The following is a 13,539-nucleotide window of genomic DNA, read 5'->3' on the forward strand; positions in this document are numbered from 1 at the left end:
TTAACCTGATGCAGAGCCCAGCCTGACTTCAACCTGATGTTCCTGGCGATGGCTTTCCAGCGCTATTTCGTCACCGTCACACCGTTTGCCATCCAGCCACAGCTGATAGGTGCTGTCACCGCGAGTAACCCGGATGTTGTAGATCCCTTCTCCCTCACGGTAGACAATTTTTATCTCTGACCAGTCAGCGGGAAGCTGTGGGCGAAGAGACAGCGCGTTGCCGCGCCGGGTTATCCCAAGCAGACTCTCACTGATAAGCTGATAGGTCCAGCCTGACGAACCGGTATACCAGGTCCAGCCGCCTCGCCCGCTGTGGCCTTCGGCCGCATACACATCCGCAGCCATCACATAAGGTTCCGCTTTGTAGATCGCCATATCCTGTTGATTGCCACTATGATTAACCGGATTAATCATCGAGAGCAGGGACCAGGCGCGCTCTGTTTCACCCATCGCCGCAAAGGCCATAATCGCCCACAGAGCCCCATGGGTGTACTGACCGCCATTTTCCCTGACGCCCGGTAAATAACCGCGAATGTAGCCCGGATTTGGCCCTGCACCATCGAAAGGCGGAGTGAGCAATTTAATCAGCCGGTTATCCTTATCAACCAGATGCTGATAAAGCGCCTCCATTGCTGACCGGCATCTGGCGTCCTCGCCTGCGCCAGAGAGTACCGACCAGCTCTGGGCAATGGCGTCTATCCGGCACTCACTGTCAGCATGTGAACCGAGCGTCTGGCCACTGTCAAAAAAGCCGCGCAGATACCATTCGCCATCCCAGGCCGCATGGTTAAGCGCGGTTTTGAGCGTCTGCGCGTGCTCCTGACAGTGGCGGGCGGTATCGGTATCGCCGAACCGCACAGCCAGCGCGGCAAAGCGGTCCAGAACCGTATAGAGGAAGAAGCCGAGCCAGACGCTTTCACCCTTGCCGGCAATCCCGACGGTACTCATACCATCGTTCCAGTCCCCGGAGCCCATCAGCGGGAGGCCGTGCTGGCCGAAATTAAGGGCGTGGTTAACCGCGCGAACGCAGTGCTGCCATAGCGGTTCATTAATCTTACTGACGCCCGGAAGCTCATAGACAGACTCTTCGTCCTCTGCCAGCAGGCGACCTTCAAGGTAGCTGACGGGCTGTGACAGCAGCGCAATATCATCGGTTGCCTGCACATAGCGGCACAGCGCATAAGGCAGCCACAGGTAGTCGTCGGAGCAGCGGGTTCTGACGCCGCGGCCAGCAGGCGGATGCCACCAGTGCTGTACATCTCCCTCGATAAACTGGCGGGATGCACACAACAACAGCTGATCGCGCAGCCGCTGCGGGGCAGCGTGAGTCAGCGCCAGCGTATCCTGCAACTGATCGCGGAAACCAAAGGCACCACCGGATTGGTAATATCCGCTGCGCGCCAGCAAACGGCTGGCCAGCGTCTGGTACAGCAGCCAGCCGTTTGCCAGTAAATCGACCTCCGTTGCCGGTGTCTGGATTTGCACTTTAGTCAGTAGCTGGTGCCAGTGCTGTTTAACTTTGGTCAGCTCGTTCTGAGCCTCCCCGTTGGAGAGGAACTGCTGCATCAGCGCGGTCACTGCACCCTCATCTTCCCCGACGCCGAGAGCAAAAACAAAGCTGCGGCTGTCGCCGTCAATCAGTGTCGTCAGCGTCTGCAGCGCGGCGCAGGGATCCATTCCTGCCCCGGTGTTACCCGACAGACCACGAACATTCATCATCGCGGGCTGCCGTGTGGTGCCGTTACGGCCCAGACACTCAAGCCGGTTGCCGCTGTACGCAATCCGGTTACCTGTGACGGCAAAAAAAGCGGTCCGTGCAGAGCCCGTGCTGTTATAAAAGTTTCTGGCCAGAACCGCGCTGCCTGTCGCGATAACGGCAGGGGATGTCACCACATGCCTTGCAGAGCGGCTCGCCAGCTCACCCAGAACCCATTCGACGTATCCGGTAATCGACAGATTACGCGTTTTGCCAGAGAGGTTACTCAGCGTCAGCAGGGAAAGTCTGACCGGCGCCTCCTCTGCCACGAACACCGTTAACGTGCTGCTGATGCCATACTCCGTGTGTTCAAACGTGCTGTAACCGAAGCCATGACGGGTCAGATAATCGCCCTTGCCGCGAACCGGAAGCGGCGTGGGCGACCAGACATCACCCGTCTCTTCATCACGCAGATAAAGCGCTTCGCCAGAGCTGTCACTGACGGGGTCATTGTGCCAGGGCGTCAGACGATATTCATGCGCGTTTTCATACCAGCTATAGCCCTGACCACTCTCGGAAATGACGGTACCAAGCTGGCTGTTGGCCAGCACATTGCACCACGGCGCAGGCGTCTGCTGCTGGCCGGAAAAAATGATGTGATATTCGCTGCCGTCCTCGTTGAAGCCACCGGTGCCATTAAAAAACTGCAACCGCTCCGGCGAAAAGGTGACGGCTGCAGGCGGCGGCGTCTTACTGACCGATGGAAACGCAAAAGCAGGCGGGGTGCGCACCGGTTTTAACAGCGTGCTGAGCTGATCGGCGAGGCTGCCGTTCCGGCCTTCCAGCACGACCGCCGCGACGCTCAGCAACAGTTGCAGATCGTCAGCGGAAAAACTTTCGCTTTTGCGGATAAATATGCCGCCAGGTTTGTCCGCCTGCTGCCGTTCATCTCCGGCAGGGATCAGGGTCGTGAGCTGATTGAACAGGTTCTGCTGGTAGCCGCCCTGGTCGCTGTTCAGGATGAGCAGATCGACCGTCAGCCCTTTTTGTCGCCAGTACTGGTGCGCCTGAATGAGGGTGGTGACCAGGTCGAGCTGATTAATGTTTTCTATCCGAACCAGAAGAATCGGCAGATCACCCGAAATCGCATGACGCCACAATGACTCCTGGCCCAGCCGGTTCTGCATCAGCGCGTCTGATTCGCCACGCATTTCGGCACTGGAAAACAGCACGGCACTGGCCAGCTGATTAAACAGGCTGGTATCTTCGGTGCGGATATTCAACTGACGCAAGGCGACCTGACTATGAGACCACGCCAGTTCAAACACCCGATCGGCGCTGATGTGGTTACGGTACTTCTCAATCAACGCAATAGTGGTGTCACGCTGAAGTGTCACACCGTAAAGCATATCGATGGTGACGGCCTCTCCCGCTTTTAACGTCACTGACTGGCGAATTGATAACACGGGATCTAACACCGCTCCCTGCTGACCCGTTAATTCACTGCCCGGCATCAGCGCCTGAGCATCGGCTGGCGTCCTGCCGCGCCCGAGAAAACGAGCCCGGTCGGTTTCAAAAGAGGTCTGGCGGCCGGTATTGCCATGTATCGCCATCGCGTGAAACATCCATGCCGTCACTTCTTTCTCTTCACGTGGCCGACGGTGAGCCAGAATCGCTTCCAGCCTGTCAACGATCTCAGTCTGGACGAACAGATTACTGAACGCAGGGTGGGCCATATCGCTGGCTGCTGGTGCCAGTACCACTTCGGTGTAGCTGGTGATATCAAACGGGCGGGTCTGACGGGAACGGTTAGTGACCGTGATGCGTCTGATTTCCACATCATCTTCCGGGGAGACCACGATATGCGTGTGAATGCTGAAGGTGGTGCCTGAAGCGTCAAACTCAATCCCGGCATCATTGAAACGGGTTTTATAATGCGGACGCTCGCAGCAGGTCGGCTGATAGCTGTGAGCAATCACTTCGGCGGATTGCTGATCGGTAACGTAGCAGAACGTTCCGTAGTTGTTGCTGGTGCTATCCGCACGCCAGCGGGTGAGTGCCAGCCCCTTCCACTGGCTGTAGCCTGTCCCCGCGTGCGTCACCATCAGATGATAATCTGCATTGGAAAGCAGCTGAAGTTGTGGCTGACGCGGATCTGAACCACTGAATTCACGCTGGTCGGGAATGCTGCGCTGCTGTTTAGGGTCACTGTTTTCGACAAAACTGCGGCGTGGGGTATAGAGCTCAATATCATCAGGCACTTTTTCCTGCAGCAGCAAACGCGAAGACTGAAACAGTGCGCTGGACATAAAGCGCGCGACCATGGGCGCATCCAGCAGCTGGTGAGAGAGTGCTAGCAATCCCATCGCCTGGTGATGGGCCATATACGATTTGACGATCGAAAATGGCTGACCGGGAGCCAGTCGGTCCGCGGTGAAATCCAGCGCTTCGTAATAACCGTAGTCACCGCTGGCACCCATTTTTTTAAGTCTTATCAGATTAGCTGTCGCCTCCTGCGGCAGCACCATCAGCGCCAGCAGCGTCGCATAGGGGGCAACAACATGATTGTCATTCAGGCCGCGTTTCAGACCCAGTTCCGGCGTACCAAATGCCCGATACTGGTAGTTATGATTGACGTCAAACGCAGCGTAACCCGATTCCGAAACGCCCCAGGGCGTATCGGTGCTGTTACCCGAGGCAATCTGTTGCCTGACCGCCGATAACGCCATCTTTTCCAGTAGCGTGTCGGGGTAAACCGGCATGACCAGGTGCGGCATCAGGTATTCAAACATTGAGCCGCTCCATGACATCACGGCGGGCTGGTTATTCAGCTGAGTAAATAAGCGACCCAGTACAAACCAGCTCTTGGCCGGAAGCTGGCTGGTGGAGATAGCAAAGTAGTGCGTCAGGCGGACTTCTGAAGGGAAAAGGTCATATTTGCTGGCGTCCAGCAGACCGCTGTCCATGTTATAGCCCACGCTGAGTAAAGATGTGGCCGGATAATAGAGAAAGCGGAAGTCCATACTGGCGTGATCGCTGAGGCGGCTGTCCAGCTCCAGCAGGGCAGCCATCCGTTCGCGGGCGGCCCATATCGCAGTCTCTGCCTGTTTTTCCGGGAGCCCGGGGCGGTTCAGGTTCAACTCAGCGAGCCACAGCAATGACGGAATGTCGGCAGGCAGTGGCGCATCCGGGGTAACCCAGCTGAAAAGGAGGGCCCACTCCTGAGTGAAATCGACCAGCTGCTGGTGGAAAAGCGCCGGCCAGTTTACCCGCGTTGTCGGAAGATAAGCCTGTTCTGCCACCACGCTTAATGCCAGCAGAGCCTGCATCCCGGCGTGAAAATCGGCGGGTGAAGCGCGCTGCATCAGGCTTAGCTTAGCTGCGATTTGTTCCACAATGTCGCTGCGGGTGTCGCTCAGTTGGTCTTTAAGCAGTGAGAAGGTATCGGAGAGACCTTCCAGGATACAGGGGAGAGACATCACCGGCTGGTATTTCCACTGCGCCAGGCCAGCCTGAAGGGTCACAAGGTGAGCCGCCATATTACCGCTGTCTACGGTTGAGACGTAGCGTGGGTTCAGTGGTTTTAACGTCTGGGTGTCATACCAGTTATAAAGATGTCCTCTGAAATGCTCCATTCGATCAAGGGTATCGAGGGTGTCGAGAGTCCGGCTGATGACCCGATTCTGGCTGATATAACCAAAATCCCATGCCGTCAGGTTTGCCAGCAGCGACAGGCCAATGTTGGTCGGTGACGTCCGGTGGGCCACCCGCGACTCCGGAATCTCCTGCAGATTATCCGGCGGCAAATGGTTGTTGTCACTGCTGGCAAATTCGTTAAACCAGGCCCAGGTTTTACGCGCGGTGCGACGCAAAAAGAGGCGCTGTTCCGCTGAAAGGCTGCCTGGCTGAGCGCGTTTGGGCTGGCTCATGCGGCTCAGTAACGCGGGGGCGACCGCCCACAATAAAGCGAGCGCCAGTGCGACATGCGTCATCGACGGCATGCTCAGGCTGGTCAGGAATACCAGAGCCGCGCCTGCTACCGGATTAATCCACATGCGGCGGTAGAAATGGCGCACATCAGACTCGACAGGTTTCTGTGATGAAGCGCTTTTCCACTCGTTCAGAAAGCGATGGCTGATAGTCAGGCGCCATAAGGTCACGATAATCGCCTTCAGCGACCAGTAACTCTCGTGAGGCAGAATGGCCAGCGCCAGGCCAGCGCGGGAGAGGCGGTTAAAGGCATCGGTGACCAGCATGGATAAATGCTGCCGCCAGGCACGCTTTTTACTTTTCGTCACCCCGTCGATTACCAACGCTGGCAGTCCCGGAAGCAGCAGAAAGAGCATGATGCATCCGACCCAGAATGCCGGGTTCGGTACTATCGTACACAGCATAAATACCAGCATCAGCAGGGCTGGTGCCACCAGGCTGCGGCGCAGATTGTCTGTTAATTTCCAGCGGGAAAGCGCACTGAGCGGGTTCTTTTGACGACTGCAATCTTCCTGCCGCACCTGCAACCGTAGCCAGTTAAGGAGCTGCCAGTCGCCCCGCACCCAGCGAAATCGTCGGGCAACATCGCTCAGGTAACTATCCGGATATTGTTCATACAGGACGACGTTACTGACCACACCGGAGCGGGCATAGCACCCCTCAAGCAGGTCATGGCTCAGCACCAAATTTTCCGGACAGGTATTGCGTATCGCCCGGCTAAAGGCAGCGACATCGTAAATACCCTTGCCGACAAATGAGCCTTCACCAAACAGATCCTGATAAATATCGGATGAGAGTGAGGAGTAAGCATCATTCCCCGGAATGCTGCTGCACAGCCGGGCATAGCGGCTCTGACCGTTAACCGGTATCTCTTCAGCCAGACGAGGCTGCAGGATGGCATAGCCTTCAACCACCCGATTTTTGACATCATCGAATACCGGCGCATTGAGCGGGTGGGCCATGACGCCAATCAGCTTATGCGCAGTCTCACGCGGCAGTATTGTGTCGCTGTCGAGAGTAATCACATATTTAACGCTGTGCAGCTGAGCCTGTGTGGCACCTACCGTGACGCTGAAGGCGTTTTCTTCACCCTGAAGCCAGCGATTCAGGGCATGGATCTTACCGCGCTTGCGTTCATACCCCATCCAGACGCCCTGAGAAATATTATGGGTGCGGTCACGGTGTAACAGGGAGAAGAGCGCAATATCCGATTTACCCCCGCTGTAGCGCCGATTCAGCGCTTCCGTTTTCAGCACGGCGTAACGGATAAGCGCGGCGTCATGATGATGGTCCTGTTCGGCGCTATCGGTAAAGTCGGTCAGCAACGCAAAACTGATATTCGTTAAGGCGTTACCGAGATAGCAGATTTCCAGAGAGCGCAACAGGGCGTCTGTTCCCTCATTGCTGCTGAGTAAACAGGGGATAACTACCAGTGTGCGGTCATGCTCCGGTACCGCCAGAGAATAATCGAGTCGGGGCAGGGGAAGGGGATGGCGGCTACGGGTGGTTAACTCGCTCAGCAACTGTAAGGCTAGCTGGCTGCTGACAATGATGGCGGGCAGCACCAGCAACCAGAGTAATGACGCCATGCCCGCCTGATGGGTGCTGTAGAGCATCTCGGCGGTAAACGCGGTTGTCAGCAGTAAAAGGCTGCCTAACCAGGAGAGTAAAGGAGTCTGGCTCAGATGCTGCCGGCTCCTGTTCAGCCACGTTACTTTAACGTCAAGCTGCTGTTCCAGTTGCTGAAATCCTTTATCCAGCAGGTAATAGCCGACATGCTGCTGACGCAGGGGAAGATCAGGCTGGCTTGCCAGCGTCAGCACAGCCTGGGCGACTTCACGTTCATCAAACCGACTGTGCCGCGCCAGACGTTCAATCACGTGGCGGTAGTCATCGCGACTGTCAAAATGCATCAGCGGGTATGTCCCGGTGGGATCCTGCTGCAGGACTTTCTCAACCAGGCTGACGGATTCGACAAAGGCCTGCCAGTCAATTTCGCCGAGTTGTCGCAGGCCGGTAATACTGTTGCTGACAGAGAGCTGACTCAGGGCCAGCTGCCGGTTGAACTGCTCAATGACTTCCGAGGTTTTCCGGCCGGTATTTTCCAGCTGTTGTTCGACCCAGGTTAACGCCAGAGTATTGTTCTGGCCACTTAAGCGCCGTTCAAGTTCAGCAACGAAAGCGCCGGAAACCTGCGGGTTCTGGCGAGCCATATCAGCGATGACCAGAATAACTTTTGACGCATCTTCGGCGGCAGTGGAGAGAATATCGCTGATCCACTGCTCCGCTTTATTACGTTCCTGATGTACCCTGGCGACGTCAGCCGCAATCCGGGCCAGATTGTTGATAAGCGCAAACCGTAACATGGCAGGCATGGCCCACAGTTCGCCGAGCAGCAGGGGCGTAACGCGCTGGTAGGCAGCGATAAAAGGATGCAGGACGCTGGTTTCCAGTCGGCCATCACTGTGCTTAATCATCTCCTCGGCGATAGCCTGGATGCGCAGGTAATGAGCCGACTCCTCCAGCATGGGCAGTCCTTTACCAAATTTTGCCGGTAACAGGTGCCGGACCAGGCGGATCTGCTCTTCAATGATGTAAAAATTATCCAGTATCCAGACGGCCGCTGGTGTCTGGCTGCGCTTATCGCCTTCACTCAGGATTTCTGCGCTGCGCGTCAATGACAGTTCATTATCTGCCAGCTGCTGCAACAGTCGGTAGGACCATTTTCCACCCGACAGATTATGCGTTTTCGCTAATTTTTCGCCGTAGTTATCCATTTGTTCAGCCGAAAAAATATCTGGCCGATGGGCCTGATAAATACCTTCTGTCGGGAACAAAGGAAAATGCTCATCGGGTAATTCACTTTCCCGGCTGAACCACGTCGTCAGTTTTATTTTCACACTCATTTCCTTGCGCTTACGCAGCAGCTGGATCCGGAAAAAAAGAAAGGATGACAAAAAAGGAGCCAAAAGAAGGGCTGGAGGTGATAAACAGGTGTAGATGATATTGATTATAGTCCTGTTTCCGTTATTCGTAGCTATCCTGATTAACCGGCTGGCGTTCCTTTATGGCGATTAAATAAAGTTAAAAAAAATAAACAGCTGCCTTCTCCTCACCTTAGCCCTTTTTAACATCAGAGCCGACAGATAAAAAAATTAATTTACCTGCACTGTGTTACGCTAATGGCAACATTTCAGAGGATAACGACATGACCTGGTTGAGCTTTCTCTTCGACGCGCTACACAGCAGCGAAACCAATACACAGTGTCCGGTGTGTAAAAAGTTTTCCAGACAGTCTGTAGCTAAAAAGAATAAAGGACAGGCAGTCTTATGTCCTCACTGTAAGTCATTGTATGTTATATAAAGTCCGTCGTCTTTTTATGTTGCGATCACCAGGCAGCAGCAAGTCATACTGTTTAACCTTATCCCTCATTGAGGCAATTTATCCGTAACATTAATTTCAATGTGCTGATAATCCTGCATTATCTTTCGTACTCGGTGAAATAACGCTTTGATTCACTCTGGTCGAGAAATTCGAATGGTGAAAGTTGAATAATATCTGGTCCTGCAGACCACACTTCATTAACTCTTGAGATAATATCGCCTTCCTGCAGCGTCAGAAGGTTATTAATGCGTAACACAGCAAATCTGCCATTTTCAAATTCGACCTGATACAACGCAACTTTCTTCAGCGGCATGATGGTTCTTCCACGAATTACCCGGCAGCAGAGTTCAGCACTCGATGAACTTTTCATGATAAACCTCTAATCTATTCATACTCTTCTGTTCAATAAATTAATCTGCAGCATTGTGGATCTGACCTCAGCGCACACGTTGTGCAGATTTCAATTGGCCCGTTTTGACTGCATTTGTTCATATCCGTAAATATAGCGGGTTTATGAAAATAATCTGATACACCCTCTGCAGGGTTAAAAAGTGACTCCGGGGTATCAGTCGGGTTATCAGAGTGAGGATGAGTGGCGTCTTTTACAGGGAAAATAGTGGGTATGAGAGTGTGAGGTTAATCGGGGAAAGGGTGAGGTGAAACGGCTGAGTCGGTACCAGAAGCTGAAAATGCAGTGCTGAAAGCTATCAACTGACTCGCCGCCGCGACCGATGAGGCAAACCGGACCACCAAGCCGCTGCAGGATGCGGTTGATATCAGCATTGCAGCTGATGACGAGATCGCACGTCTGGCTGAGTCGGACTAACCACGGAGTAACCGGCTGAGTGATTTTCACCAAGGCGTGCAGGTGCTTAAGATGAGTGACGGCAGCGCAGTGATTACGGTCTGGCAGGTGCCGACTAAATTTGGCTAACTTCGTAAGAGCATTGTCGGGACGCAACGGGAGATAAGTGCGTTAATGGATTGGCTTAGCAAAGAATAGCGTGGCTCAGTTGATAACGATATCCTGGAGCTTGTGCAGCAGTTTGCTGGCCAGCAAGACGAGCCCTTTGGTCCGCGGCCAGCCAGTTAATAGCAGCGACATTGCGTAGATTGGCCAGAAGGCCGCCGTGCTTAATGCCAGACATTTGCCCGTGATTGGCAAATAATCCACACTGATAACTCGCTATTGCAGCGGGTTTTTGATTATCCATCACCAGAGAGCACCAAACGTACGCAGCACCACGCTAATGCGTGGCCACTACGAGCACGATAACCACAAAGAGAGTATCCGCATAGTCTGGCACTGACTGCGGGTCAACACCGGCAAATAATCGTCCTGAAGACAAAAACGGCGGCTACACTGCTCCCGGCAGTGCAATTCTGAACATAAAAATTTTCAGTTTCATTTTGCTACAAACTACATCGACAGTCCGCACTGCCATTGGGCTTTTATCGGAAAACCAAGCTAAAAAATTAAAAAGAGTTTTAGTGATTTAATCATTAAAGAATGGTCTGAAAAAGAATCTAACTTATTGTTATTATTGAAAATAAACTTAATCATGAATTTTTTGGATAGATCGCGAACATTTGATGTACTTATTAATTGAATCAATAAATAACGCTAGTAATCAGTAGATCAAAAGAATGACTGACGCATAAACAACTTAAATAGAGTGCTAATGGAATTACTACTTCAGATTAGATATTCTCAGCCTTGAACATTATTTGCTTACAAGGAATAAGTATGGATGCAAAGCAAATTGCCTATGGAATCGTGGAGGGTATGTCATCTATCCCTTCAGGCATGTATCAGGGAGTTGTAAGAACATGGGAGGGAAGCGGTCTTGCCGGGAGCGATCTGAAGAACCGAAATCAAAGGGAAACTGAACGGTTTATGCGATTAATCAAAGCCACTGCAGACAGACATGAACCCATCCGGCAACTGATTACTATTGTGATTAACGATTTCTATGCAAAGCTCGATAATGAAAGCAAACAAGCTATCGATAGTAAACTGGGCTATGGTGCTGGCAGAATGGGGGGAAGGATTGGTTCACAATTTTTCTTGGCCCAATTTATTGCTAAAAGAATACTAACTCGTATCGTGACAGTTGAGGCCTTTAAGCGGTTTGTCAGAGTTGGTTCATCGCTTTCGTTGAACATTCTCATGGTGCAAGGATTGATTGAAGAGGCTTCAGTCGCATCAAGACGGATGCAAAATAGATTTCCAATGACCTATTCAAAGGTTTCACGAATGAATCTGGATATGGTCTATTTCCTCGTAGAGAGGCCACTCGAACCCTATCTGATTTATATCAACAGCCATAGATTAATTTGTGAAAGGATACAAAATGAACTCTGCAAAATCATTTCTTCTAAAATTCGTTAAGTTCATTGGTATACAAACCACAAATGTTGTTGAAGCCATTTCTACGGGTATTTGCTCATTTGCCGCATTTTTCTCTTTGTTTTTACTTGATGGCTGGCTATGGAAAATTATTGGTTTCTTCGGGTTCTTCATGCTGGCCTACTTAGTTGCTTACCTGCTGGATAAGCTAAAAGGAGAAGCATGATCGGTATGTGTTTTTATCCGTAATTAAGCTATCAAACAACAAGGCCGTGACACAGATTATGGCCTTCTTTATGGTTGTAAAAAAAGCAATAAAACTATAAAGCTGACTAACAAAGTCAGAGTGATGCATATCATTAGTTAGATTTTTATTAACGAATTATGCATGGGCTACGTAGATTATTACTGCTTCGGTTAAAAGCATCGCTTACGTAATGGAGAAAGTATGTATAAACCGTACAGGCGTTAAACATAAAATTATCCTCTGCAGAAGCTTGATCGGGGAAGCTGAGACTATAGTAAGTTGGATCCTCAAAAAAATACACGTGGAACCAGACCGCTTTCTCTCGCAAGCCGAATGCTTATTCGCCAGCGTTTTCAGAAAAAAAGTCGTACTATTACATGGAAAAGCATGCTGCGCGGTGAATGGGAATATACAACAAGTGTCGGGGCATATGTTGGACGTTGGGTGCCCTGGATTGGCGCTGTGTTAACTGCATATGATCTTTCGATTATTACCCGCAATGTTGTTCATCGCTATAAGCTGATTACAGGTGAAAAAGGATAAGGCTGGTTATGAGTAAAGTTGAAGATGTTCATCGTCTGATAAAGAAATACTTTTGGGAAATGCCAGCTGATGCATCCCTGAGTACAGGTAAAAATTGCGTTTTGCCTGAAGAGGCTTTTGATTTTTTTGAAGAATATGCTGAACTATTTAGTGTTGATATGAAGCGATTTGATTTTCGTCTCTATTTCCCGGCTACAGGAATCCCTTTTTTGCCGAACGCTATTTTGCCAAAATATCTGCGCACCGATCATCATCAACCTGAGCCTTTAACTGTTCAGATGCTGATTGATTCCGCTGAGGCGGGGGAGTGGCTTTACTAAAATGTAAGCTTGATGAAACCCAGAAACAGTTGGGCGTGCAGGATATTGTAGCCGTTGCAAACATCATTCTCGGTAACAATAATATTGACGTGCCGGGGAAACCGCTCACGTCAACGCCAGGCACGTCGGTTGTGTCACTCTTTTTCCGCAGGCATATATCCTATAAATTCCGACGGCGCATTCTTCCAACTCTGACCTTAAAATCCTTCAGTCTGCGCGGGCTGAAAATTTTCTGGGTGAATAATCTGGGAGCCTTTGTGGGCAGGGCCGTGCCGGTTGTAGGGTGGGTTATCTTGGCAAATGATGTTGCGCAAATCAGTTTTCGCACCGTACATCGCTATAACATGATTGTGAGGCCGGAGGATAAAATCTGGTGAATGATATGACGACTACTCCTGACCTGGTGCGCAAATATATCCTGCGCGAACTGCCGCTGGTAACCACGCTTCTTTTAAAAAAGATTGAAATCGGTGACGATGATGTTTTGCAGGAACTCTTTGAAGCAGAAGATATTGCAGAGGTATCGGAGAGATTTTTTCGTGATTTTAACGTACAGCCAGCAGGTTTTACGCTCGCCACATATTTCCCCTGGAAAACCCGTTCTTTTTTCACCCGCGCGCCAGTAAAGCAGGATAAAGCCCCCCTGACTATACGAATGTTTATTGAGTCAGCCGCTGCCGGTCGCTGGCTCTTTTAGTCACTGTCAGTGGGCAGCAGGTTTGCCCGTTGTGTCAGCTGCCACACAGTGACAACAGCATGATTTCCCTTCCCTAAAATCTGACCATCGCGGAACCCCTTCACAGGAGAACCGCCACATGTCACAGGATTATCACCACGGCATGCGCGTTGAGGAAATCAACGAAGGCACGCGAACCATCACCACCGTTAGCACCGCGATTGTCGGGCTGATCTGTACCGGCGGCGACGGCGACGACGCGGCCACCTTTCCGCTAAATCGCTCAGTACTGTTAACCGACATACTCACCTTCAGCGGCAGGGTCGGATACT

Annotated in this window: 8 protein-coding genes and 4 pseudogenes; 9 read left to right on the forward strand and 3 right to left on the reverse strand. The window is 51.7% G+C overall.

Annotated features, from left to right (window positions below; all coding sequences use genetic code 11):
- Positions 1–8,586, reverse strand: a complete 8,586-nt coding sequence (locus ACVKSX_RS12235) for a GH36-type glycosyl hydrolase domain-containing protein (protein WP_354469008.1) — start codon at positions 8,584–8,586, stop codon at positions 1–3.
- Positions 8,587–8,894: 308 nt separating this feature from the next.
- Here ACVKSX_RS12235 and ACVKSX_RS12240 point away from each other — a divergent pair, with 308 nt between their 5' ends.
- Positions 8,895–9,050, forward strand: coding sequence for a YnfU family zinc-binding protein (locus ACVKSX_RS12240; RefSeq protein ID WP_216844881.1), 156 nt, complete (start codon positions 8,895–8,897; stop codon positions 9,048–9,050).
- 118 nt (positions 9,051–9,168) lie between these two features.
- On the opposite strand, the gene ACVKSX_RS12245 is transcribed toward ACVKSX_RS12240, so the two are convergent.
- The gene (locus ACVKSX_RS12245) at positions 9,169–9,441 is read right to left on the reverse strand and encodes a hypothetical protein (RefSeq protein WP_231113900.1); all 273 of its coding nucleotides are present in this window, start codon (positions 9,439–9,441) and stop codon (positions 9,169–9,171) included.
- Positions 9,442–9,807: 366 nt separating this feature from the next.
- Here ACVKSX_RS12245 and ACVKSX_RS12250 point away from each other — a divergent pair.
- Positions 9,808–9,897, forward strand: a pseudogene (locus ACVKSX_RS12250) (tail fiber assembly protein); the annotation flags it as partial.
- Positions 9,898–10,060: 163 nt separating this feature from the next.
- Here the strand turns inward: ACVKSX_RS12250 and ACVKSX_RS12255 are convergent.
- The gene (locus tag ACVKSX_RS12255) at positions 10,061–10,288 is read right to left on the reverse strand and encodes a hypothetical protein (protein WP_134161569.1); all 228 of its coding nucleotides are present in this window, start codon (positions 10,286–10,288) and stop codon (positions 10,061–10,063) included.
- A gap of 530 nt (positions 10,289–10,818) precedes the next feature.
- On the opposite strand from ACVKSX_RS12255, the gene ACVKSX_RS12260 reads away from it, so the two are divergent.
- From ACVKSX_RS12260 to ACVKSX_RS12290, 7 genes and pseudogenes are all read left to right on the forward strand, one after another.
- Entirely contained in the window at positions 10,819–11,463 is a 645-nt protein-coding gene (locus tag ACVKSX_RS12260; protein WP_010256596.1) for a hypothetical protein, read from the forward strand.
- The gene (locus ACVKSX_RS12265) at positions 11,426–11,647 is read left to right on the forward strand and encodes a hypothetical protein (RefSeq protein WP_050541948.1); all 222 of its coding nucleotides are present in this window, start codon (positions 11,426–11,428) and stop codon (positions 11,645–11,647) included. The genes ACVKSX_RS12260 and ACVKSX_RS12265 overlap by 38 nt, the downstream gene beginning before the upstream one ends.
- A 297-nt stretch (positions 11,648–11,944) precedes the next feature.
- Positions 11,945–12,211 (forward strand): annotated as a pseudogene (locus ACVKSX_RS12270) (STM2901 family protein); the annotation flags it as partial.
- A gap of 8 nt (positions 12,212–12,219) precedes the next feature.
- A complete protein-coding gene (locus ACVKSX_RS12275; RefSeq protein ID WP_010256599.1) occupies positions 12,220–12,531 on the forward strand; it encodes a DUF1493 family protein in 312 nt (103 codons plus the stop codon).
- Positions 12,532–12,539: 8 nt separating this feature from the next.
- Positions 12,540–12,908: pseudogene (locus ACVKSX_RS12280) on the forward strand (STM2901 family protein); the annotation flags it as partial.
- Positions 12,905–13,228 carry a DUF1493 family protein gene (locus ACVKSX_RS12285; RefSeq protein ID WP_187515559.1) on the forward strand — a complete coding sequence of 108 codons (324 nt, stop codon included), beginning with the start codon at positions 12,905–12,907 and terminating at the stop codon, positions 13,226–13,228. The pseudogene ACVKSX_RS12280 and the gene ACVKSX_RS12285, both read left to right, overlap by 4 nt.
- A 118-nt stretch (positions 13,229–13,346) precedes the next feature.
- A pseudogene (locus tag ACVKSX_RS12290) lies at positions 13,347–13,535 on the forward strand (phage tail sheath family protein); the annotation flags it as partial.
- Positions 13,536–13,539: the final 4 nt, after the last annotated feature.

The sequence above is a fragment of the Pantoea sp. PvP021 genome (genome assembly GCF_054056055.1).

Bases quoted from the DNA above. Each gene is read 5' to 3' on its own strand.
- ACVKSX_RS12275 (WP_010256599.1), top strand. From the start codon at position 12,220: ATGAGTAAAGTTGAAGATGTTCATCGTCTGATAAAGAAATACTTTTGG.
- ACVKSX_RS12240 (WP_216844881.1), top strand. From the start codon at position 8,895: ATGACCTGGTTGAGCTTTCTCTTCGACGCGCTACACAGCAGCGAAACC.
- ACVKSX_RS12245 (WP_231113900.1), bottom strand. From the start codon at position 9,441: ATGAAAAGTTCATCGAGTGCTGAACTCTGCTGCCGGGTAATTCGTGGA.
- ACVKSX_RS12260 (WP_010256596.1), top strand. From the start codon at position 10,819: ATGGATGCAAAGCAAATTGCCTATGGAATCGTGGAGGGTATGTCATCT.
- ACVKSX_RS12265 (WP_050541948.1), top strand. From the start codon at position 11,426: ATGAACTCTGCAAAATCATTTCTTCTAAAATTCGTTAAGTTCATTGGT.